Source organism: Chryseobacterium sp. AC417 (assembly GCF_979258215.1).
Genome location: NZ_OZ409845.1, coordinates 3167415 through 3190207, shown reverse-complemented (window position 1 = coordinate 3190207; position 22793 = coordinate 3167415). Strand labels below are relative to the sequence as shown.

The window sequence follows — 22793 nt, the reverse complement described above, 5'->3', positions numbered from 1 at the left end:
TAAAAGTTACTGATTTTCAGCCTGATTATTTTCCTGTTCTTTTCTTATTTGCTCGCTCATTTCTTCTAAAACAGGCTTGATCGTGCTTTCAGGAAGATCACTGATTCTGATGTACATCAGTCCGTCAATCGCATCGTTAAAATTGGGGTCAACATTAAAGGCAATTACTTTTGCATTTTGCTTGATGTATTTTTTAATCAAAACCGGCATTCTTAGTTCTGGTTCAAGATCATCAATGATTTTGTCTAATTTATTTAAATCAGATTCCATTTCATCTAAGAAAAGATGTTTGTCACGGTCTCTTAGTTTTACTTTAAAATCATTTCGTGGTGTAATATATTGAGCAACTGCAGAATCGTAGTAATTTGAACGCATAAACTCAATCATTAGAGATTTCGAAAATTCTGAAAATTTATTAGAAATACTTACGCCTCCCATCAGAAATTTATGGTCAGGATTTCTTAAACATACATGCACAATTCCACGCCACAAAAGAAATAAAGGAAGTGGTTTTTGCTGATATTCTTCGCAGATATAAGCACGTCCCATTTCGATCACCTTTTTGAAAAACGGATGAATATCCTGCTCAAATTCAAAAAGAGAACTTGTGTAAAAGCCCTTAATTCCGAACTTTTTCATGACATCCTTACCTAAAGCCATTCTGTAGGCTCCGGCAAGTTTTTCGGCAGCATTATCCCATAAAAATAAATGATGGTAATGTTTGTCGTATTCATCAAGGTCAAATGGCAAATTACTGCCTTCACCAACCGCACGGAAGGTAAGTTCTCTTTGTCTCCCGATTTCTCTCATCACAGAAGGAATTTCCTCGTATGATGTGAAATAGATCTCGTAATTACCGTTGCTGAAAAGCATTTTGTCGGTGCCGCGAAGCTTAGAAATATCTTTTATTAAGTCTTCTTTGGGAGTTTCGTCGATGATATTCTGAACGATGTTTTCTTCTCTTAAAAGCTGAAATTTTAACGATAAATTTTTAAGATTGATTACCTGTGCAATAGATTTTCTTTTTTCATAGTAAGATTTCATCATGTAAACCTTACGTTTCAGAAATTCTCCCAACTCCTCAATATTTTCCATCTCATCCATCGCCTTTACCGTAATAAGTTTCCCTATTCTGATACGGATCGGTTTTTCACGGTCATTCATCATTTCTGCAGGAAGCATAATCGTCTGTAGATTAGGATGAATCTTGGCTACCTGATAAAATAAAGTGCTGTTTTTTGCATGAAAATACATAGGAATAACCGGGACTTTTGCCATTTTTATAAGCTTCAAGGCAGGTTTCTCCCACTCTCTGTCCAGAATTTCTCCGTAAGGATTGTTTTTGTTTGAAACTTCTCCCGCCGGAAAAATTCCTACGCAGCCTCCATTTTCAAGATGTTTTAAAGTTTCACGCATTCCTGTGGCGCTGTTTCTTACTTCCTTTCTTCCTTCGAAAGGATTTACAGCAATCACATACGGTTCCATCGGTTTGATTTTTTCTAATAGAAAATTTCCCATTACCTTGAAATCCGGACGCACTTCTGACAGAATTTTACACATCAAAATTCCGTCGATTGCACCCAGCGGATGATTAGAAACCAATATAAAAGGACCGGTTTTCGGTATTTTTGCTAAGTCTTCTTCGAACGCCACATAGCTTAAATTCCTTTCTCTCACGAAAGAATCGAAAAAATCTTTACCTTCTTTATCTTTCAGCTTATCGTAAAGTCTGTTGACTTCATTTATTTTTGCAATGCTCATAACAGCAGATGCCACAGGATTTTTTAGAAATCCTATTTTATGTAAGCCGGAAGCGTTGATTAGATCGTTTTTCGAAATTAAACTCATGTGTTTTTAGTCGATATTATTTTTATTGTGTTACCATTTGTAGTGTGTTTTTTGCAATCTGCTCCAATAATACACTTTTTTCCTGGTAAAATTTTCCGATGTTCTCCATTTTTGCATTTCTTACTGTAAATAAAGATACATTTTTTACCACATCGGTTTTAAAAACTTTTTGAAGTTCTTCGTTTAGTTCGTCTATTTTTTGAAATTTATCTTCCAGACAAAGGGCAAGAGAGATCGCAGAATTCTGCATCAGAGAAACCTTGATTTTGTATTTTGATAAATATCCGAAAACCAAACTCATGTGATCTTCTGCAATAAAGGAAAAATCTCTTGTGGAAATTTTCAGTAAAGTTTGATTTTCTTTTAAAATATAAGATTCTTCACTTTGATTTTGATCTGAAGCACCCACTTTTGTTCCTCCTTTTGTGGGGTCTACAAAAGATTTTACATAAAAAGGAATATTTTTTTGCTGTAAAGGCTGCAATGTTTTAGGGTGAATCACACTCGCACCATAATAAGCCATCTCAATAGCTTCTTCATAAGAAATATTTGAAAGCAATGTTACATTTTCAAATTTTCGCGGGTCTCCGGTCATTACTCCCGGAACGTCTTTCCAGATAGTCATCGCTGTTGCATTCAGACAATAAGCAAAAATTGCGGCAGAATAATCTGAGCCCTCTCTTCCCAATGTAACGGTAAAATTATTGTCATCTGAGCCAATAAACCCTTGGGTTACATAGCATACTGAAGGATTTAGATTGGTAATAAACTCTTCAGTTTTTTGCCAGTTGACTACACCATCCCTGTAAGAATCGTCCGTCTTAATATAATCTCTGGCATCAAGCCACTGATTGGTAAACTGAATGTCGTTAAGATATTCACTTACGATTTTAGTAGAAATCATTTCGCCACAGCTTACAACCTGATCATATACAAAATTATAATTAGGAGATTTATTTCTTCTTAAAAATGAAACAATGTCATCAAAAAAAAGATTAATCTCGTCAAAAACCACATGATGATTTTGAAAAAGCCCTTTAGCTATTTCGATATGCTTCTGTTTTATCTTTTCAATTTCCGTTTGATAGTCATCTTTTCTGAAATAAAGTTCTACTACTTTTTCCAGCTCATTGGTAGTTTTACCCATAGCTGAGATTACAAGCAGACACTCTTCAAATCCTTGGCTTTTCAAAACCATAGACACATTTTTTACACTTTCGGCATCTTTCACCGAAGCTCCACCAAACTTGAAAATTTTCATTAAATATTAAAAATAAAATTGTTAGATAAATAAAATTTTAAGAAACGTCAAAATTATAAATTTACGATGAGATATGAAATAGCACAATTCGGTGATTAATAATTACTGCATAATTCTTTTAAATCTTATGAATTTGAATTTAATATATTGATAATCAAATAATAAACATTTGTAAAAGAAAATTCTTTATGTTATCATAAATTTTACGAAATTTGGCGGTAAAGTAAAAATTGTAAAATGTCAGATCAACCATTACAGACCTTAGGAGAATTTTTAATTGATAAACAGGAAGATTTTCAGTATTCCACTGGGGAATTTTCACGTCTTCTAAGTGCGATAAGATTGGCATCCAAAGTCGTAAACAGAGAGGTTAACAAAGCCGGTATTGTAGATATTACAGGTGCAGCAGGTAATCAGAATATTCAGGGTGAAGAGCAGCAAAAGCTTGATGTGATTGCTAATGATATTTTTATTACTGCACTTTCTCAGAGAGAAGTTGTCTGCGGTATTGCTTCAGAAGAAAATGACGATTTTATTGACATCAAATGTGGTGAAAACGGTCATTTAAGTAAATATGTAGTATTGATCGATCCTTTAGACGGATCCTCCAACATTGATGTAAATGTTTCTGTAGGAACTATTTTCTCAATCTACAGGAGAGTTACAGAGCCGGGAACACCAGTGCAATTAGAAGATTTCCTGCAAAAAGGAATCAACCAAATCGCTGCAGGATATGTAATCTACGGTTCGTCTACGATGATCGTCTACACAACAGGAAACGGTGTAAACGGATTTACCTTAGATCCTTCTCTGGGAACTTATTATCTGTCTCATCCTAACATGACTTTCCCAAGAACAGGTAAAATTTATTCAATTAATGAAGGAAATTATATCAAATTTCCTCAGGGAGTTAAAAATTACCTGAAATATTGCCAGATGGAAGAGGGCGACCGTCCTTATACTTCAAGATATATTGGTTCGTTAGTTGCTGATTTTCATAGAAATATGCTGAAAGGCGGAATTTATATTTATCCATCTTACGGTCAGTCACCCAACGGTAAATTGAGATTATTATATGAATGTAATCCGATGGCATTTTTGGCAGAACAAGCTGGCGGAAAGGCAACAGACGGTTTCAGAAGAATCATGGAAGTTGAGCCTACCGAGCTGCACCAAAGAATACCTTTCTTCGCAGGAAGTGTGGATATGGTAGAAAAAGCCGAAGAATTTATGCGAATTGACAGCGTAAAATAAATGACAGCAGAATATTTTAGATATTTATTAAAATTCAAACGCCCGAGTGGAACATCTCGCGGCGTTTTGCATGAAAAGGAAACATTTATTCTTGAAATTTCCGATGGTGGAAAAAAAGGAATAGGAGAGTGTTCACTATTCAGAGGGTTGAGTTATGATGACCGAGCTGATTATGAAGAAAAATTACAATGGCTTTGTGAAAATATCAATTGTGATTTTGAATTTTTAAAACAAGAATTAAAAGAATTTCCTTCTATTTGGTTTGGATATGAGCAAGCTGTTTTAAATCTGAAACACGGCGGAAAATTATATTTCCCGGGTGCGTTTACAGAAGGTAAAAGCTCAATCCTGATTAATGGATTGATTTGGATGGGTGATATTAATTTCATGGAGGAACAGATTCAGGACAAGCTTGAACAGGGTTTTCATTGTATTAAATTAAAAATCGGGGTCGACTGGAAAACTGAACATGAGATTCTCGAAAAATTAAGATTAAAATTTTCAAAAGAAAAATTAGAACTGCGTGTTGATGCCAACGGCGGATTTTCAACGGCAGAAGCTAAAATTGTTTTAAGGCAATTGGCTGAATTAAATATCCACTCCATTGAGCAGCCTATAAAAGCCGGAAACTGGAATGATATGGCAGAATTGTGTGCTGCAACACCAACTGCCATCGCTTTAGATGAAGAGTTAATCGGCATCGTTGAATTAAATGAAAAGCAAAAACTTTTAGAAACGATAAACCCTCAGTATATTATTTTGAAACCTTCTTTAGTAGGCGGTTTTTCAGGTTCTGATGAGTGGATATCTCTAGCTGGGCAAAAAAATATAAAGTGGTGGATAACTTCTGCGTTAGAAAGTAATATAGGGTTGAATGCGATTTCTCAGTATACATATGAAAAAAACAATCTTATGCCTCAGGGTTTGGGAACAGGAGGTCTTTTCACCAATAATTTTGAAAGTGATTTAGAATTAAAAGGTGACCGATTGTTTTTTAAGATAAAGTAATTTTTGATCAATAATAAATAGTTTTTGTGTATACCTGTGACTAAATCACATCTTTGATAAACATTGCTCTCTTGATATATTCTAAGATATCAGAAAACGTTCTTTTAACTTTTTTCATTGTAATAATTTTTATGGATTGAATTAAGTCTTTGAAGCCTGTACAAATTTTGTACCATTTTATATTAAGTTTAATTTTTTATTTTTAAACTGCTGTTAATCAATTGTGAAAGTATAGTCATTATTTTTAATTCTGTTGGTAATGAGATTTTTGTCAACACCATTTAATGTCTGAAAAATATCATTCTGCGCCTGCGAACTTGAGAGATAATCCCAATGATTTCCAAACTCAAATTTGAAGGAATTTTTGAGATCATTTTCAATAAAAGTACAGTCAACGATAGAAACAATGTCTTTAAAATTCTCAATACTGGAAGGCCCGTTTTTTCCTAACCTTGGCGTAAGAATATTTTTGGTGAATTGGGAAATCCCTAATATTGCATCTTTTCTGTTTAAATAAATCGAAACTCTGTTCGCCAGTAAAGGAAGTTTATTAAAAGAATCTTCAGTATCATCAAAAACCTTATAAGAAACGTCTGCATTTAACAGTAAAACCTGATCAATTACTCTCAGAATATTTTCTTTTTTCAGACTGTATAACATACTTTGAAGCACACGGTTTCCCAGCGAATGAGCCATCAGATGAATATGCTGATGACAAGGTGCTAAATCTTTGTGTGAAAAAATATCTTTTAAAAACTGAGTGTAAAAATAAAACAACCTCACCAATGAGGTCCCCGAATTGATGCTTGCGGCTTTATCGTCAAAGTATGTCATGGGCATAAGACTGCTGGAAGCCGGCCAGCTTACAAACAAAATATGTTCAACAGGAGATTTTTTATTATCAATAAATAATTTTTTTAAATCAAGAATAGCCTTCAGTTCATCATCAAAAGTGTATGCATAACCATGTATAAAAATCAAAACATCGCTTCTATGTTTTTTAGAAGACATATTTTTGTATAGTTCATAAAACATTCTTTGAGTTCCGCCAAGATTATTTGCGGTTAAACTTGAATTTTTCAAACCTTTCTCATTCAGCAAAACCTCCAAAACTTCTTCATACCCTTGTTTTTCAGGTTCAGAAAATAATTGATAGTCTAAAATTTTTCTATTGGAGTCGTCTTTTTTCTTTTTTGATTGGGCAGTAAGTTCTGTGAAATTGTCAAAATTACATTTTGCAATCCTGAAATTTGGGATTGAGTATTCGTCATTGGAAAAAGAATCTATGTTTTCTCCCTTATGACGTACGATTTTGCGGTTGCTTAGAATAAAGACAGCCATGATTAGTAGTTTGATCGAATAAAGTTCGGTATAAATTTTCTAATTTGTATGAATTCTGTATTAAAAATATCACTTTTTTTAAACCTTAAATTTTCATAAATTTGCCAATTGCTGTATACATCATGCAGCAGCGTAAGTTTTACTCTAATGGAAGAAGAAAAAAAATCACTCAATTTTATTGAGCAAATTATAGAAGATGATTTGGCAAACGGTATGAGAAAAGATCAGATCCGTTTTCGTTTTCCGCCGGAACCCAATGGTTATCTGCATGTAGGTCATACAAAAGCGATCTGCATCAACTTTGGTTTGGGCGAAAAATACAATGCTCCCGTAAACCTTCGTTTCGACGATACAAATCCTGAAAAAGAAGAGCAGGAGTTTGTAGATTCTATCATGAAAGATGTTGAATGGCTGGGTTTTAAGTGGGATAAAATGTTGTATGCATCTGATTACTTCCAGCAACTTTACGATTGGGCAGTTCAGTTGATTAAAGAAGGGAAAGCTTATGTAGACGAGCAGCCATCACAAACGATTACCGAGCAAAGAAAAAATCCGGCAGAACCTGGAGTGGAATCTCCTTTCAGAAACCGTCCTGTGGAAGAATCTTTAGAGTTATTCGAAAAAATGAAAAACGGTGAGTTTGAAAGTGGTTCAATGTCTCTTCGTGCAAAAATCGATATGGTTTCGCCGAATATGAATATGCGTGATCCCGTAATGTACAGGATTTTAAACAAGCCACACCACAGAACCGGTACAGATTGGAAAATTTATCCGATGTACGATTGGGCGCATGGTGAATCTGATTATATCGAACAAATTTCGCATTCATTGTGTTCTTTGGAGTTTGAAAACCACAGACCGCTTTACAATTGGTATTTAGACCAGGTGTATCAAGAGGGTAAGGTTAAAAACAAGCAAAGAGAATTCGCAAGGATGAATGTCTCTTATATGATTACTTCCAAAAGAAAACTACAGAGGCTGGTCGCTGAAAATGTAGTCAACGGTTGGGATGATCCTAGAATGCCTACGATTTCCGGAATGAGAAGAAAAGGGTATACACCAACTTCTATCAAGAACTTTATTGAGAAAGTAGGTGTTGCTAAAAGGGAAAATTTAATCTCTATTCAGTTATTGGATTTCTGCGTGCGTGAAGATTTGAATAAAGTTGCAAAACGTGTCATGGCAGTCGTTGATCCGGTAAAATTGGTCATTGAAAATTATCCTGAAGGACAAGAAGAATGGTTAGAGACTGAGAACAATCCTGAGCAGGAAAATGCCGGAACGAGAGAAGTTCCGTTCTCAAGAGAATTATATATCGAACGCGAAGATTTTCAGGAAGAAGCCAATAAGAAATTCTTCAGATTAAAATTGGGTGGTGAAGTCCGTTTAAAATCTGCTTACATCATCAAAGCTGAAAGAGTGGAAAAGGATGAAAACGGAGAAATCACAACCATCTATGCTTCATATGACGAAAAATCTAAGTCAGGAAGCGGTACAGAAGAAAGTTTGAGAAAAGTAAAAGGAACACTTCATTGGGTTTCTGCATCACATGCTATTCCTGTTGATGTCAGAATTTATGATAATTTATTTACTGTAGAACAGCCTGATGCTGAGAAAGATGTAGATTTTTTAAATTTTATCAATCCAAATTCTGTTTCTACCGTTCAGGGATTTGCTGAGCCGAGTTTGAAGGACGTTGCAGTGGGAGAACCGCTTCAATTCCAAAGAATTGGATATTTTACAAAAGATCAGGATTCTACGGATACAAATTTTGTATTCAACAGAACGGTGACTTTAAAAGACTCTTATAAGCCGGAGTAAAAATTTATTTATATCATTATAAATGAAACAGGGCTTAATTTTTTAAGCCCTGTTTTTTATGTTTAAAATTTATTAATTAAAAGAAAAATCGTGAAACTCATACGAATATATACAAGTTCCTACAAAGGACTGTCTAAAGAAAGCTGGATGTTGGCATTGGTAATGCTCATCAACCGTTCCGGCTCAATGGTACTTCCGTTTTTGGGAGTTTACATGACTGCACATCTGAAATTCAGTATAGAAAATACAGGGATTGTCTTAAGCTTTTTCGGAATCGGTTCTGTCATCGGTTCCTGGTTGGGCGGATTCATAACTGATAGAATAGGAGAATACAAAGTTCAGTATCTCAGTTTATTATTGAGCGTACCATTGTTTTGTTTAATTCCACTTTTTAAAACGGAAGCCGGAGTTGCATTCATTATTTTACTGCAAAGCATCGTAAGCGATTCATTTCGTCCGGCGAATTCTGTGGCGATAACTAAATATGCAAAACCCGAAAATATTACCAGAGCATTTTCACTCAACCGAATGGCGGTGAATTTAGGATTTTCAATCGGTCCGGCTTTAGGGGGAATTTTGTCTGCAATTTCTTATAAATTTTTGTTTTACAGCAATGCTTTAGGTGCTTTGTTGGCGGGTTTGTTATACATCTGGTTTTTTTCAACAAGAAATAAATTAGCAAAAATAAAAGCTAAAAAAGTAAAAGAGGTAATCGAAATTAAAAAAGAAAATTCGCCTTACCAAGATGGTAAATTTTTGATTTACTGCATATTCTGTATGTTGTTTTCAATCTGTTTTTTTCAGTTATTCAGTACATTAACGATATTTTATAAAGATACGGCACATTTAAGCCAACAAAATATCGGATATATTTTAGGATACAGCGGATTTTTGGTTGTGCTGCTAGAAATGGGATTGGTGCAAATAGCAGAAAAGTATTTTTCTTTGGCTCGCACAATGTTTTTAGGAACATTTATTTGCGGAATTTCTTATACAATGCTCGGTTTCGATCACAGCATTATGACTCTAGTCATTTCAATGAGTCTCTTGTCTGCCGGTGAAATCTGGGCATTACCTTTCATGTCGACCATTACAGCATTGCGTTCTGGAAAAAATAATAAAGGAGCCTACATGGGTTTGAATGGAATTTCCTTTTCAATAGCATTTATCATCACGCCTTATTTAGGAACTTTAATCGCTGAGAAATTCGGTTTTAATACTTTGTGGATAGGAACCGGAATTCTGGCAACCATAATTGCGACTGGTTTTTATTTTATTGTTCCCTGGATGTTGAAAGATAAAAATGTTTAATCATAAAGCTGCAGATATTCTGTAGCTTTTTATGTTTTAAATTAAAACTTAGAAATTAATATGAATATACAAGAACTGTATAATATTTGCTAATGCAAGGGTACAAAATGTTTTATGACCAAATTTTATTTTTTAGCGCTTACTTTTTGCGGCTCATTAGTGTTTTCTCAGAAAAAAGATTCGGCTACTTTAATTTCCGAAGTACAAATTGATGCCTATAAAAAACCCACCTCCTTTATCACTTCAACAAAATCAGTTTCTGTGGTTTCTGAAAATTTACTGAATCAGAATCCACCGGAAAGACTGCTGGAATCTATCAATCAGATTGCAGGTGCAAGAATGGAAGAGCGTTCACCGGGAAGCTATAGAATTGCTGTTCGTGGAAGCTCATTACGATCACCATTCGGAGTCCGAAATGTAAAAGTATATCTGGATGATTTTATTCTTTCTGACGCTTCGGGAAATACTTATTTTAATCTAATTTCTCCCGAACTCATCAACAGAATGGAAATTTTCAAAGGTTCTGAAAGCGGAGATTTTGGAGCTGCAACAGGTGGAACAGTTTTATTGCAGACGGAAAATTCAGAAAAGATTTCTGGTAATCTTTCTGTCGGAAGTTATGGAACTTTTAATGAAAGCTTAAATTTCTCAAAGCAATCCGGAAAGCATTTTTTTCAGGTTTTCCAGAATTATTACCGAACCGATTCTTACCGTGAACAATCTGCAGTTGAAAGAAAACAGATTTTCATAAAAGATAATTTTCAATATTCAAAAAATGCTGAACTGAAAGCCATGCTTCTACTTTCTGACATAGACTATCAGACTCCGGGAGGGTTAACTTTAGAGCAAATGCAGCTCAATAGACAGCAGGCCAGGCCAAAAACAGCAACTCTTCCCGGCGCAAAAGAACAGGATGCAGGAATTCGTAACAAAATGATTTTAGCAGGAGTTTCACATGAGTTTACAATCATTCCAAATCTTTCGCATTTTGTTTTAGTTCAGGGTTCTTACGTTGATTTCGAAAATCCTTTTATCACCAATTTTGAAAACCGTTTTGAAAGCAATTTTGCATTAAGAACTCATCTGAATTATCAACAAGACTGGGAAAATGTTTCCGCAGAATGGAGGTTCGGTTTTGAAGGCGGAACCAATCATATTTTCATTAAAAATTTTGATAACAATAAAGGAGTTGAAGGAAAGCCTCAGAATTTTGATGAGCTTAAAAATAATTCAGGATTTTATTTTCTTTCTCAAAAACTGAATTTCAACGAAAAACTGTTTTCAGATATTTCCTTAAGTTTAAATTCTAATTCTTACGAGTGGGAAAGACTTTTTCCGACTTCTCAAAACGGGAAAACAAAATTTAAAGATCAGTTGCTTCCAAACTTTGGAGTCACTTATCTTATAGGAAAAGGTTTTTCAGTCAGAGGGAAAATTGGTAAAGGAAATTCTGCTCCTACCAATGAAGAAATTCGTTCATCAAACCAGGAATTTAATTTAAATCTTGTTCCCGAATATGGTTGGAATAAAGAGATAGGATTAAGAAAACAGTTTGGAAATTTACTATTTGCCGAAGCCAGTTATTTCGATTTTAGAATGAAAGATGCCATTGTCAGAAGACAAAATGAGCGCGGACAGGAATTTTTTGTGAATTCAGGTGCAACTGTTCAAAAAGGTATAGAAGTTCTTTTAGAGTCTAAAATTTTCAATCTAAAAAATGATTTTCTAAGCAATTTTAAGTTCAGATTTTCGGGAAGTTTTTACGAATTTAAATTTCAAAATTATCAGCAGGGAGCAACTGATTTCTCAGAAAATGATGTAACTGGAGTTCCAAAAACTACAATTAACAGTTTGTTGAATTTTACTTTCTTCAATAAACTCGCCGTTGATTATTCTCATTTTTACACTGCAAAAATGCCTTTGAATGATGCAAATACAGTTTGGTCAGATTCTAATTTGATCGGGAATATTCAGTTCAGATATCCTTTTGATATTGATAAAACAAGATTAAATGTATTTTTACAAATACAGAATGTATACAATACCGATTACGTTTTAGGCTTTGACATCAACGCTTTCGGAAACCGTTATTACAATCCTGCTGCAAAACGTAATTTTGTTTTGGGCGCAAAGTTTGATTTTTAATCTTCCTTTTTACCATTAATAAATTCGAATGTTTTTTTCAAATAAACTTCATTGGTTTTAGTTTCGTCAGTTGATTTTTCGATTTTGATATCAGGAAAAATTCCTTCACCAATTATAGCATATTCCTTTCCCGTTCTGTCAACAATGTTCCCGATGGTAAGCACAAGAAAAGAACCGTCCGATAATTTGTATTCCTGATTTCCTGATGTTAAACCCTGAGTGTTTGTGCCGATAATTTTTATATTTTTTTGACCTACAAATGCTGCAGTGACAAATTCTGCAGAACTTCCGGTAACTTTATTAACCAAGATAGCAATAGGTTTTTTTACGGCTTTTGGCTCTTTTTGTGTCAGTTGAAATAGTTGGGTTGCAGTTGAACCTTCATAAAATTTACCGTTTTTATAGTTGTAGTATTCGATTGCTCCCTCAGCATCTTTTGTGCCCACCACATTTTTACTATCCAGAAAAGGAGAAATTGCAGCATACATCGGATAAAGCATTCCCCCGAAATTTCCTCGCAAATCAATAATCCATCCTCTCGGGTTATGCTTTTGTAAGTCATTTACTTTTTCGTAAAAAGTGTTGATATATAAATTCCAATCGCCTTTATTGAACGAGCCAATATCTGGCAAACTGATGTAAGCGTATTGGTTTTCCAGCAATTCGCTTTTGATAACCGGAAATTCTTGCCCGGTTGCTTTATACCCCAAAGTGTACGCTCTTACCATTTCTTCTGGATAAAAATTGGAGTGAGAATCATTTAAAGAGCCTAAAGCATTTTTGATGCTTGGATAGGTTTCTTTAATAGTTTTAGCTTTGGAAGCATCTGTTAATGTTTTATTAAATATATCGTCCCATTTGAGTTTAGACTTATTGACAGATTTGTTTTTCATAATATTCAATGCCTCAGTAACATAATTTTGAATGCTGTCTGACTGAGCAAAAGTATGAACAGAATATAAGGTAGCTATGAATGTGAAGAGGATGAGTTTTTTCATGTGAATAATGGAATGGTCAAATGTAAGATATTTATCAGTCTATTTCTGCTTTAAAAGAATATTTCCAACAATCATCTCCGCATGAATTCTGGAGTTCTCAATAAACCAAAGATGTGTGTCTTTTCCTCCGCAAACTACGCCTGCCAAATACAAATTCGGAATGTTAGTTTCCATAGTTTCCGCATTGTAAACGGGATTTAAACATTCTCCCTGAAGATCAATTCCTGAATTTTTAAGAAAATCAAAATCTGGAAGATATCCGGTCATCGCCAAAACAAAATCATTTTCAATTTCCTGAATTTCACCATTTTCATCTTTAAAAATAACGGAGTTTTCTTTAATTTCTATCAATTCAGATTTAAAATGAGCTTTTATGCTTCCTTCAGCAATTCTGTTTTCGATATCTGGTTTTACCCAATATTTTACATTTTCAGAAATCCCAGAATGACGGATAATCATCGTAACATCTGCACCTTTTCGGTATGTTTCCAGAGCGGCATCAACAGAAGAATTACTCGAACCTACAACTACAATTTTCTGTCTTGCATAGGGATAAGGTTCTGTGTAATAATGTCTTATTTTTTCTAAATTTTCTCCGGGAATATTCATCAGATTCGGGATGTCGTAGAAACCTGTAGAGATAATGACGTTTTTCGACTGATATTTTGCTTTTGAGGTTTCAATTTCAAAAAGATCTTTATTTTTAACAACTTGTAAAACCTTTTCATATAGGTTGATATTCAGGTTTTTCTGTCTTGCAACTCCTTGGTAATATTCCAAAGCTTCCTGTCTCCCGGGTTTTGGAGCGGTAGAAATAAACGGAATTTCATTTATTTCGAGTTTTTCCGCAGTCGAGAAAAACTTCATGTACAAAGGATAATGGTATAGCGAATTGACAATCGTTCCCTTTTCGATGATTACATACGTGAGGTTGTTTTTCTTTGCTTCGAGAGCGCAGTTTAAACCAATTGGTCCGGCTCCGATGATAAGAATATCCAGAATTTCCATACAACAAATTTAGTCAATTTTATGGCATCAGTTTTGGTCATTTTTAATCTAATTCTTTTAAAGATGAAGAAAATTTTTCTTTCAATTATATTGGTAATTTCTTTTGGCTGTAAAAAAAATGAACTTCAATCAGAACCTGTGAAAAACGATTCTGTGATTAATAATGCAGTTTCCGAAAAAAAAATTTCTGAAAATTCAGCCGATAACAAAGAAGATTTAAGAATAATGAATGACGAAATTCTTCTGGCTTTGAAAAATAAAGATTACAAAACATTTGCAGATTTCATTCATCCTGGAAAAGGAGTAAGATTTTCGATGTATGCTTTTGTTGATCCTAAAGGCGATAAGCAATTTTCAAAGAAAGATTTTGAGAAATACCAGCCTACAAAAACTATTTTTACCTGGGGAACAAAAGACGGTTCGGGAGACTTGTATAAAGCAACGCTCAACGAATATTTGAATAACTGGGTTTTTGTAAAAGATTTCACCAAATCAAATTTTTCTCTAAATGAATTTCAGGGCGGTGGAAATTCGCTCAATAATTTGAAAAAAATATATCCGAATACAAATTTTACGGAAAACTTTGTAAAAGGTACAGAACAATATGGTGAAATGGACTGGAAAACGCTCCGTTTTGTATTCGAACAGTTTGAAGGAAAATACTATTTGGTGGCTGTCATCAACGATCAGTGGACAATTTAATTATAATATTTCAGCCAATTGTTTTGTAAGATTTCTTCTCGAAAACTTTGTAATATTGCCGGTGTTTTCCAAAAGATTGTCATTTTTCCAAAGCTCAAATTTCTCCAGAATAAAATCTATAATAGATTCAGAATCTTGATAACCGAAATGCTTCCCGGCTTTTGTTCCATCTAAAATTTTTGAAACATCAGCTTCGTCTGGACCGAAAGAAATTATCTGTTTCCCTGTCGCTAAATATTCAAATATTTTCCCGGGAATAATTCCTTTCGAAGATTCATTCGGGAAGTTGGTAATCAGCAGCATGGAAGAATTTGTCATCTCATCAATTGCCTTGTCATGCGAAAGATAACCAAGATGATCAATATGATTTTTCAGACTTGAATTTTCTATCGACTCCAAAATTTTATCATCAATTCTTCCAACAAATTTCAATCTGAAATTATCAGCGAAATCTGCATTGTTTTTCACTAAATGATCAAGTGCTTTCCAAAGGTTTTCAGGATTTCTGAGTTGCTCCAGAACGCCGATATAGCTCAATGTGAATTTATCTTGTTGGGTTTGAGAGTTTGAGAGTTTGAGGGTTTTTGAAGAGTCAGACTCATCAAAACCATTGGTAATACAAACTGCGTTGGCTCCGTTGTTTCTGAAATTTTCCGCATCGGTATAGCTTGTTGCTAATGTAATATCTGCGTTTTTGAAAACTTCACTTTCCAAATGACGGTGTTTTTTGTCGGATTTATTGGTTAGCTTTAAATGTTTGTAGTAAGAAATCTCAGTCCAGGGATCACGAAAATCTGCAATCCATTTGAGATTCGGGAATTGTTTTTTTAAGTTTAAGCCGATCAAATGCATTGAATGCGGAGGCCCAGATGTAACAACGACATCTATTTTATTTTCCTTTAAATATTTTTCTAAAAATTTTACGGAAGGATTTACCCAAAAAACTCTTGCGTCAGGAATGAAAAAATTTCCACGAACCCAAATTGATAGTTTTGATTTCCAGCTTTGGTTATTTCCTACATCAAACTGTCCGGCCTTGAATTTTTTATTGCTTTTATTGAGTTTTTCAGCCAATTGATAAGGCTCCCAGATTTTAGTTTTGATGATTTCTAAATCTTCAGGAACGTCTTTCATTAAGCTTTCATCAATCAAAGGATAACTCGGATTTTCAGGAGTGAAAATGATAGGTTTCCAGCCAAATTCCGGTAAGTATTTTGCAAATTTCAACCATCGCTGAACTCCAGGTCCACCTGCAGGTGGCCAGTAATAGGTGATGATAAGGATTTTTTTTGATTCCATTTTAATCTCAAAAGTCATCATTCTTCCCTTCGTTACGTTCAGAATGACAGAATGCTAAATTTTTTCTTCAACCAAAATTTCTTGTTTGTCTCTTTTGCGGTAAATAAAATAAATTCCCAAACCACTCAATACGATAAACAATCCGAAACATAATAAAGAAATCCATTTTCCTGTGGCAATAACTTCGGGTTCAAAAACCATTCTGATCGTATGTTTTCCGGCAGGAATGTGTACAGCACGCAATAAGTAATCTGCTTTGATGTACGGAACTTCTTTTTCGTCAACAAACATTTTCCAGCCATGAGGATAATAAATTTCTGAAAAGACTGCTAATTGCGGAGTTTTTGATTGAGATTGGAATTCCAGTTCGTTGGCTTCATATTTCGTTAAATTGATTGAAGCTGTAGAATCTGCCTGAACCTGTTTGTTATTGAAATATGCTTTATCAGAAGCATTGATAACCGCTGTTTTCTTAGAATCAATGTTTCCAAGCGATTTGATTTCTTCATCCGGAGTATTCACAAATTTCAGATCACTCACAAACCATGCATTTCCATTCGCATTAGGATTAGGAACGACCTGCGGTTCTTGAGGATTTCCGAAAACCATGTATTTTGTATTCAGTAAATTGAGGATTCTAGGTGTTTTTACGCTGTCTGCATTTGAAATGTATTCGTTCAGTAAATCATCATAACGTCTCAATCTCACTGCATGATATCCACCGATTGACGATTTAAAATACGATGTATTGGTCTCACTTGTCACACCCAAAACCTGATTGTAAACTCTGTAATGTTTTTTGTCTTTTTCAGCAATCGTTTCCAAAGTTTTATTTACCGGAATGCTTGCTAAAATGGATTGTAAATTAGGATTGTCGCCCACTTTTTCGGCTAAATAATCTGAACCTTCTGTCTGGAAAGGATTTTCGGCAAAGATTTTATCAACATAATTTTCGTCATTCAGATAACGTTTGTTAACCGTCCACAAATCAAATAAACTTACAGCACCAATGATAATTAATGCAATATTTTGATTGATTTTTTGTTTTAGGCTAAAGAACAAAACCGCTGCCGTGATTCCGACATAAAGCAATGCTTTGATGGCATCAATTCTGAATAATTTGAATCTTTCTTCTGATAAATAATCTAATAAAAAAGGTGGTAAATAGGTTTTTTCGTTTTCCGTGTGGAATCCTAACAAAGATTTTCCAAAAAGAATAAATAATAATGTTAAACCTAACACTCCGCCACTTACATAGGTCAGAATTTTCTTTTTATAATCTTCTTCTAAAGTTGAATCAGTATAAAATCTGTACAATCCGATAATGGCAATTAATGGGAATAATAACTCCACCACAACCAAAATAGAAGATGGTGCTCTGAACTTACTGTAAAAAGGAACATAATCGATAAAGAAATCTGAAAGCGGCATGAAGTTGCTTCCCCAGGCTAACAAAATGGTCAGTATCGTGGCTCCGAGAATCCAGTAACGGTATTTTTTCCAGGCAAAAAAGAATCCTAAAAGCGCTAAGAAACATACAATGGCTCCCTGATAAGCAGGTCCGGAAGTTCCCGGCTGGTCGCCCCAATAAGTAATACTGCCAAATCCTTTAGAAATTCTGTCATACTCAGCCTGTGAAGTAACGTTATCCTGTACAAGTTGCTGTACCTGTTCCATCATTTCTTTTCCTTCAGGCTCCTGACTTCCACCTCCCATTAATCTTGGGATGAAAAGGTTTAAAGTTTCAAGTTTGCCGTAGCTCCACATGAGGATACTTTCTTTATCCATACCAGAATTTCCTGCGGTGTGATTTTCTGTATTTAAAATCTGTTTTCCTCTTACGGTTTCTTTGATGTATTCAGAATTTGCCATGATTCGCTGAGAGTTCATCCCAACTCCAATAGCTAAAGCTCCGGCAATAATTCCTGATGAAATCAGGAAATGTTTCATCGGAGTTTTCTTTTGAATGGCTCTGATCAATTCAGATAAAAACAAAAAGCCTAATCCCAGAAACAGATAGTATGTCATTTGAGGATGATTGGCAGCGACCTGTAATCCGAAGAAAAGGGTAGTGACGATAAAGCCCCAAACATATTTTTTTCGGATATAAACCAATAAAATCCCGGCTAAAAGTGGAGCAAAATATTCAATCGTGTTCACTTTTCCGTTGTGTCCGGCTGCAATAATGATGTAGAAATAGGTTGAAAGACCAAAAAATGTGGCTCCCAAAAGTGCGTATTTCCAATTTCTTACAGCGACCATTCCTAAAAGAAAAAATCCTGAAAATAATAAGAAGAGATAATTGACAGGTCTTGGAAGAATATTGAGATAACTGTCTAATTTTTTAATAATATCACCTTCAAAACGGCTTCCCATCTGATAAGTGGGCATCCCTCCAAACATCGAATCACTCCAATACGTTTCTTTGTCGTAACTGTCTCTGTAGTCAATAAGTTCTTTTGCACCGCCTCGATACTGAACGATATCATGCTGGAAAAGCTGCTTCCCGGTAAATACAGGAGTGGAGTATAAAAATGCTAAAACTAAGAATGCAACGATGGAAATTGCAATATAAATCAGGTTTTTATTTTTCGCCATTTTAGTTATAAGTAGATATTAAAATTAAGAAGTATCAGTTGAAGAATATTAAATTGAAATTTAATGTTTCACGTTATTTTTATCTTTCACTTCTTCATAGTCCACAGTTTCTGCGTCCCATTTTACTTTTTTTTCAATATTCTTGTCTGAGTTTTTTATGTCTTGCTGCGGATTATTATTAGGTTTAAAACCGGTGTACTTGTAAAAAGATTTGAAGAAAATTCTTTTTAAAATATTCCACACAAAAAAAATAATAATAGTACCGAGTATTAACTCAAAAAGGAATTTCATAATAATAAATTATTTAATATTCAATGTTTAATATTCAAGATTTTCTGTTTCAAACCTAAAAATCGAATTCTTAAACTCTCAAACTTATTTCGCTGCAGGATTCACCATTACAGAAGAATTCGAAACACTCTTCATCGACTGTGACTGCTTTCCATCTGAAATTGTTTCAACCTGAGTCGTTTTCACGGTGATATTCTGATTGGTAATCCAGCCTGTATTTTGGTCAAATTTGATGGTACCGTTTTGAGCCAGTTCGCTGCTCATGGTATGCGTCATTTCGCCTTGAGATTTTTTCTCTTCTTTTTTAGGAATTCCTCCTGTTATAGAAATTTCAGCAGTTCCGTTTCCTACACTTTTCAGTACATAGTTAGAAACAACTTTAAACTTACCGCTTTCGTCAGCACTTTCGCTTGTTGTCCATTTTTCACCGATTTTCACACCTTTTTTAGGGAAAATTGTTAGGTTTTTTGCAAACTGATCTTTTAAAACTTTTTCGTTAAAGCTTTGTTTCAGACCTGCGACGGCACTTGCTTTTTGGTTGGCATCTTTTATAAGCGTTCCCAGTGCATTTGAAATTTTTGTGTAGATCGCATCAAAACCTGTAATAGAAAGTACATTTCCTTTGCTGTCCATTTTCATATTCAGTTTGTTACCGGTCAAAGCACGGTTTACATTCCAGATCATTTTCAGATTATCTTCTTTAGGAATTGCCTGTTTAGTATCTACAACAATGGTTTTTCCATCTGCACTTTGAGAATTTCTTTTTCCAATCAGATTAATGGTGATGTCATAAACTCCATTTTTCACATCATTTACGGTAAAGCTCATTTCGTCCGTAGATTCGCTTGTTCCGTTCAATGTTTTTCCCTGTGGATCGGTCATTGTTTTTACATCTCTCTGGTACGTTGTTAAAGGATATGTTTTTCCTTTTTCAAGCTTAAATGTTTGTGTAAAAACCCCCAAAGAATCTTTGATTGCCGGGTTTTCTTTTACTTCAGAAACAGAATCTGCCGGAACTTCCACGGTAATTGTTTTCCCGGTTTTAGGGTCAATTTTTGTGATCGTTGCGGTTTCTTTTTTACAAGAAATAATTGCTAAAGAGATCAACGCTATTGCTGCTATATTTTTCATTGAATTTTAAAGTTTGATTAATTAATTTTCACTAGTTTTTGTCTCATCGCCTCGTAAAGAATTGCTCCACAAGCTACAGAAACGTTAAGTGACTGAGTTTTTCCTTCTATCGGAAGTTTGATTTTTTCGTCCGAATGATGAAGAACTTCTTTTGAAATACCGGTTTCTTCATTTCCCATCACGATTGCGCAAGGTTCTGTAAAATTAACATCGTAAATAAGCTTTTGTGCTTTTTCTGTTGCCGAAAAAACAGAAATTCCGCTTTGCTGTAGATAATCTACAACATGAGCCAAATTGTTTTCTTTGCAAATTTTGATATTATACATTGCTCCTGCAGAAGTTTTTATCGCATCAGAATTAATGGGTGCTCCACCTTTTTCCGGAATGACTACCGCATGAATTCCTACACATTCTGCTGTTCTGCAGATGGCGCCGAAGTTTCTGACATCAGTTAATCTGTCTAAAATGAGTATAAATGGTACTTTTCCTTCTTCAAATAATTCCGGAATGATATTTTCTATTTTGTGGAAAGGCACATCGGAAATAAACGCCACCACACCTTGATGGTTTTTTCTTGTGAAACGGTTTAGTTTTTCAACCGGAACGTAATTGGGACGTATTTTATATTTTGCTAAAACAGCTTTCAGTTCTGCGAAAATTTCTCCCTGCAAAGCATTTTGTACAAATATTTTGTCAATGGTTTTCCCAGCTTCAATAGCTTCTAATACGGGACGAAGCCCAAAAATAAAATCGTCTTTTTTATTCGGTTCTGAATTTCTGAATTCAGGTTTTGAGTTTTTATGTTGAAAATCTTCCAAAATTTTATATTATATTTTAATGAATAAACTTAGTTGTTCAAAACTTTTTGCAGGGCTCTTTTAAAACTTTTCTCCTACAATTGCTCTTTTCAATGCCATTGCATATCCGTAATGCAAACTTTCGTGGATGTTGTTAAAAATAATTGCATCCTGAATACTTTTCAGATCCATCCCGAAACTTGTGGTGTAAGGTGTATAGTCAGCAAAAAAATCGCTGTCATAATCTTTCATCAAAATCTTTGAAGTTTCAGTTAAAAGAAATTCCAGATCTTCCACTTCAGACTTCTGTACATTCAGATTGGGCATTGTACCTTTTTTGTATGTTTCGATCCAGTATTTATCAATTCTGAACGGATTTCCGCTGAGGTAATAATGCAGAAGCTGCTGTGTAGCAACGGTATGTGCAATATTCCAGTACAGATTATTATTAAAACCATCTGGAATTAATATAAGGTCTTCGTGAGAAGTTTCCTGCAAGATATCCAAAAGGTTTTTCCTGACCTGTCTGTGAGCTTGAAAATGATAATTCATTTTGCGAAAATTTAATCTCCAAAAATAGTTTAATAAACTGTAAATGACAATTTTTGAGGATGGGTTTAGAGGAAAATTTATGTATTTTTTATGATTTTATAATTATAGCAAATCTAATTTATGATTTAAACAATTCCGAATTTGTTATCACCTCTTGAATATTTAACAAATTTTAACTCAATAATGGCATTCATTGTGTTGGATTAGTGCAAATATTTATCAGAAATTTACCAATTATTTTAATTTAAACTATGTCAGATTCATATCAAGCAGAAGACATTCGTCAACTCACAGAAAAAGTAAGAGAACAGAATTATTTCTTTTCACTTTTGAGGCAGGAAATCAATAAAGTAATCATCGGACAAGAATACATGATCGACCGACTTTTGGTTGGGCTTTTAGGTAATGGTCACGTTTTACTGGAAGGTGTTCCCGGGCTGGCAAAAACATTGGCGATAAAAACCTTGGCAGAAGCGGTACATGGTGATTTTTCCAGAATACAGTTTACTCCCGATCTACTCCCTGCAGATGTTGTCGGGACGATGATTTATAATATTAAAGAAAACGATTTTTCTATAAAAAGAGGTCCGGTCTTCGCCAATTTCGTGCTTGCAGATGAAATTAACAGAGCTCCTGCAAAAGTACAGTCGGCTCTTCTTGAAGTGATGCAGGAAAAGCAGGTGACCATTGGTGACGAGACAATGCCATTACCGAAGCCATTTTTAGTTTTGGCAACTCAAAATCCGATCGATCAGGAAGGAACTTATCTTTTACCAGAAGCTCAAAGCGACCGTTTTATGTTGAAATGTAAGATTGATTATCCTGAATTTGAAGACGAAAGAAAAGTAATGAGAATGGTTTCTACTTCGCACCAACCAGAAGTGAAGCCTGTTATTTCTTTACACAATATAGTAGAGGCAAAATCAATTGTTAACCAGATTTATCTGGACGAAAAAATTGAAAAGTATATTCTTGATATGGTTTTTGCAACCCGTTTTCCAGAAAAATACGGTCTTTCTGAACTGAAAAATTATATTAGTTTTGGAGCTTCACCAAGAGCTTCGATTAACTTGGCAATTGCTTCACGAGCATATGCATTTTTGAGAGGAAGAGCATTTGTAATTCCTGAAGATGTAAAAGAATTGGCAAAAGATGTCTTAAGACACAGAATAGGGTTGACTTTCGAAGCAGAAGCTGAAGAGATTACTTCTGAAGAAATTGTGAATAGGATTTTAGCTAAGATACAGGCACCGTAATGTCAATTTTTAAAAAAGTAACAAAGAATAGTGAATTTTATCTTTACATGAATGAAAAACTCATTTATAAAAAAATGGTTATTAACTGGAGCATCAAAAGTTTTTGATATCATGGCTTATGATAAATACACTTTAGTGAGTATAACAGAAGATAAAGGTAAAAACAAAGATT

The 22793-nt window shown here is 34.4% G+C and carries 18 protein-coding genes; 7 read left to right on the top strand and 11 right to left on the bottom strand.

Features of this window, described 5'->3' with window-relative positions; translation table 11 throughout:
* Positions 1–6: 6 nt before the first annotated feature.
* Positions 7–1848: a lysophospholipid acyltransferase family protein gene (locus ACZZ9T_RS15170; protein ID WP_463442782.1), complete on the bottom strand. Its 1842-nt coding sequence runs from the start codon at positions 1846–1848 to the stop codon at positions 7–9.
* 22 nt (positions 1849–1870) lie between these two features.
* Positions 1871–3109 carry an aspartate kinase gene (locus ACZZ9T_RS15165; protein WP_463442781.1) on the bottom strand — a complete coding sequence of 413 codons (1239 nt, stop codon included), beginning with the start codon at positions 3107–3109 and terminating at the stop codon, positions 1871–1873.
* A 237-nt stretch (positions 3110–3346) separates the two neighbouring features.
* On the opposite strand from ACZZ9T_RS15165, the gene fbp reads away from it, so the two are divergent.
* Together fbp and ACZZ9T_RS15155 are read left to right on the top strand one after the other, a co-directional pair.
* Positions 3347–4363, top strand: a complete 1017-nt coding sequence (fbp, locus tag ACZZ9T_RS15160) for a class 1 fructose-bisphosphatase (protein ID WP_066674943.1) — start codon at positions 3347–3349, stop codon at positions 4361–4363.
* Positions 4364–5371: an o-succinylbenzoate synthase gene (locus tag ACZZ9T_RS15155; protein WP_463442780.1), complete on the top strand. Its 1008-nt coding sequence runs from the start codon at positions 4364–4366 to the stop codon at positions 5369–5371.
* A gap of 213 nt (positions 5372–5584) precedes the next feature.
* Here ACZZ9T_RS15155 and ACZZ9T_RS15150 read toward each other — a convergent pair whose 3' ends face one another.
* Entirely contained in the window at positions 5585–6712 is a 1128-nt protein-coding gene (locus ACZZ9T_RS15150; protein ID WP_463442779.1) for an alpha/beta hydrolase, read from the bottom strand.
* A gap of 147 nt (positions 6713–6859) precedes the next feature.
* On the opposite strand from ACZZ9T_RS15150, the gene ACZZ9T_RS15145 reads away from it, so the two are divergent.
* From ACZZ9T_RS15145 to ACZZ9T_RS15135, 3 genes are all read left to right on the top strand, one after another.
* Entirely contained in the window at positions 6860–8533 is a 1674-nt protein-coding gene (locus tag ACZZ9T_RS15145) for a glutamine--tRNA ligase/YqeY domain fusion protein (RefSeq protein WP_463442778.1), read from the top strand.
* Positions 8534–8620: 87 nt separating this feature from the next.
* The gene (locus ACZZ9T_RS15140) at positions 8621–9844 is read left to right on the top strand and encodes an MFS transporter (RefSeq protein ID WP_463443010.1); all 1224 of its coding nucleotides are present in this window, start codon (positions 8621–8623) and stop codon (positions 9842–9844) included.
* 114 nt (positions 9845–9958) lie between these two features.
* Positions 9959–11989 (top strand): TonB-dependent receptor, encoded by a 2031-nt coding sequence (locus ACZZ9T_RS15135; protein ID WP_463442777.1) that lies wholly within the window; start codon positions 9959–9961, stop codon positions 11987–11989.
* Here the strand turns inward: ACZZ9T_RS15135 and ACZZ9T_RS15130 are convergent.
* On the bottom strand, positions 11986–12987 hold the full coding sequence (locus tag ACZZ9T_RS15130; protein WP_463442776.1) for a S41 family peptidase: 1002 nt from the start codon (positions 12985–12987) through the stop codon (positions 11986–11988). The two genes, ACZZ9T_RS15135 and ACZZ9T_RS15130, sit on opposite strands and share 4 nt — an antisense overlap.
* 39 nt (positions 12988–13026) lie before the next feature.
* A complete protein-coding gene (locus tag ACZZ9T_RS15125) occupies positions 13027–13995 on the bottom strand; it encodes a YpdA family putative bacillithiol disulfide reductase (RefSeq protein WP_463442775.1) in 969 nt (322 codons plus the stop codon).
* A 63-nt stretch (positions 13996–14058) separates the two neighbouring features.
* On the opposite strand from ACZZ9T_RS15125, the gene ACZZ9T_RS15120 reads away from it, so the two are divergent.
* Complete coding sequence (locus tag ACZZ9T_RS15120) at positions 14059–14697, top strand: hypothetical protein (protein WP_463442774.1); 639 nt, start codon at positions 14059–14061, stop codon at positions 14695–14697.
* Here the strand turns inward: ACZZ9T_RS15120 and ACZZ9T_RS15115 are convergent, their stop codons facing one another.
* The 6 genes from ACZZ9T_RS15115 to ACZZ9T_RS15090 all read right to left on the bottom strand — a co-directional run bounded on the left by ACZZ9T_RS15115 (position 14698) and on the right by ACZZ9T_RS15090 (position 21365).
* The gene (locus tag ACZZ9T_RS15115) at positions 14698–15996 is read right to left on the bottom strand and encodes a glycosyltransferase family 4 protein (protein ID WP_463442773.1); all 1299 of its coding nucleotides are present in this window, start codon (positions 15994–15996) and stop codon (positions 14698–14700) included.
* A 54-nt stretch (positions 15997–16050) separates the two neighbouring features.
* Positions 16051–18594: a YfhO family protein gene (locus ACZZ9T_RS15110; protein WP_463442772.1), complete on the bottom strand. Its 2544-nt coding sequence runs from the start codon at positions 18592–18594 to the stop codon at positions 16051–16053.
* Positions 18595–18654: 60 nt separating this feature from the next.
* Positions 18655–18885 carry a hypothetical protein gene (locus tag ACZZ9T_RS15105; RefSeq protein ID WP_463433597.1) on the bottom strand — a complete coding sequence of 77 codons (231 nt, stop codon included), beginning with the start codon at positions 18883–18885 and terminating at the stop codon, positions 18655–18657.
* 84 nt (positions 18886–18969) lie between these two features.
* The gene (locus ACZZ9T_RS15100; protein ID WP_463442771.1) at positions 18970–20016 is read right to left on the bottom strand and encodes a DUF6263 family protein; all 1047 of its coding nucleotides are present in this window, start codon (positions 20014–20016) and stop codon (positions 18970–18972) included.
* 17 nt (positions 20017–20033) lie between these two features.
* Complete coding sequence (gene rlmB / locus ACZZ9T_RS15095; protein ID WP_463433593.1) at positions 20034–20834, bottom strand: 23S rRNA (guanosine(2251)-2'-O)-methyltransferase RlmB; 801 nt, start codon at positions 20832–20834, stop codon at positions 20034–20036.
* Positions 20835–20894: 60 nt separating this feature from the next.
* Complete coding sequence (locus ACZZ9T_RS15090) at positions 20895–21365, bottom strand: DinB family protein (RefSeq protein ID WP_463433591.1); 471 nt, start codon at positions 21363–21365, stop codon at positions 20895–20897.
* A 251-nt stretch (positions 21366–21616) separates the two neighbouring features.
* On the opposite strand from ACZZ9T_RS15090, the gene ACZZ9T_RS15085 reads away from it, so the two are divergent.
* A complete protein-coding gene (locus ACZZ9T_RS15085) occupies positions 21617–22621 on the top strand; it encodes an AAA family ATPase (RefSeq protein ID WP_463442770.1) in 1005 nt (334 codons plus the stop codon).
* Positions 22622–22793: the final 172 nt, after the last annotated feature.

Coding starts and splice junctions, on each gene's coding strand:
- ACZZ9T_RS15165 (WP_463442781.1), bottom strand. CDS start 3,109: ATGAAAATTTTCAAGTTTGGTGGAGCTTCGGTGAAAGATGCCGAAAGT.
- ACZZ9T_RS15135 (WP_463442777.1), top strand. CDS start 9,959: ATGACCAAATTTTATTTTTTAGCGCTTACTTTTTGCGGCTCATTAGTG.
- ACZZ9T_RS15100 (WP_463442771.1), bottom strand. CDS start 20,016: ATGAAAAATATAGCAGCAATAGCGTTGATCTCTTTAGCAATTATTTCT.
- ACZZ9T_RS15085 (WP_463442770.1), top strand. CDS start 21,617: ATGTCAGATTCATATCAAGCAGAAGACATTCGTCAACTCACAGAAAAA.
- ACZZ9T_RS15145 (WP_463442778.1), top strand. CDS start 6,860: ATGGAAGAAGAAAAAAAATCACTCAATTTTATTGAGCAAATTATAGAA.
- ACZZ9T_RS15090 (WP_463433591.1), bottom strand. CDS start 21,365: ATGAATTATCATTTTCAAGCTCACAGACAGGTCAGGAAAAACCTTTTG.
- ACZZ9T_RS15150 (WP_463442779.1), bottom strand. CDS start 6,712: ATGGCTGTCTTTATTCTAAGCAACCGCAAAATCGTACGTCATAAGGGA.
- ACZZ9T_RS15105 (WP_463433597.1), bottom strand. CDS start 18,885: ATGAAATTCCTTTTTGAGTTAATACTCGGTACTATTATTATTTTTTTT.
- fbp (WP_066674943.1), top strand. CDS start 3,347: ATGTCAGATCAACCATTACAGACCTTAGGAGAATTTTTAATTGATAAA.
- ACZZ9T_RS15125 (WP_463442775.1), bottom strand. CDS start 13,995: ATGGAAATTCTGGATATTCTTATCATCGGAGCCGGACCAATTGGTTTA.
- ACZZ9T_RS15110 (WP_463442772.1), bottom strand. CDS start 18,594: ATGGCGAAAAATAAAAACCTGATTTATATTGCAATTTCCATCGTTGCA.
- ACZZ9T_RS15130 (WP_463442776.1), bottom strand. CDS start 12,987: ATGAAAAAACTCATCCTCTTCACATTCATAGCTACCTTATATTCTGTT.
- ACZZ9T_RS15115 (WP_463442773.1), bottom strand. CDS start 15,996: ATGGAATCAAAAAAAATCCTTATCATCACCTATTACTGGCCACCTGCA.
- ACZZ9T_RS15170 (WP_463442782.1), bottom strand. CDS start 1,848: ATGAGTTTAATTTCGAAAAACGATCTAATCAACGCTTCCGGCTTACAT.
- ACZZ9T_RS15155 (WP_463442780.1), top strand. CDS start 4,364: ATGACAGCAGAATATTTTAGATATTTATTAAAATTCAAACGCCCGAGT.
- ACZZ9T_RS15120 (WP_463442774.1), top strand. CDS start 14,059: ATGAAGAAAATTTTTCTTTCAATTATATTGGTAATTTCTTTTGGCTGT.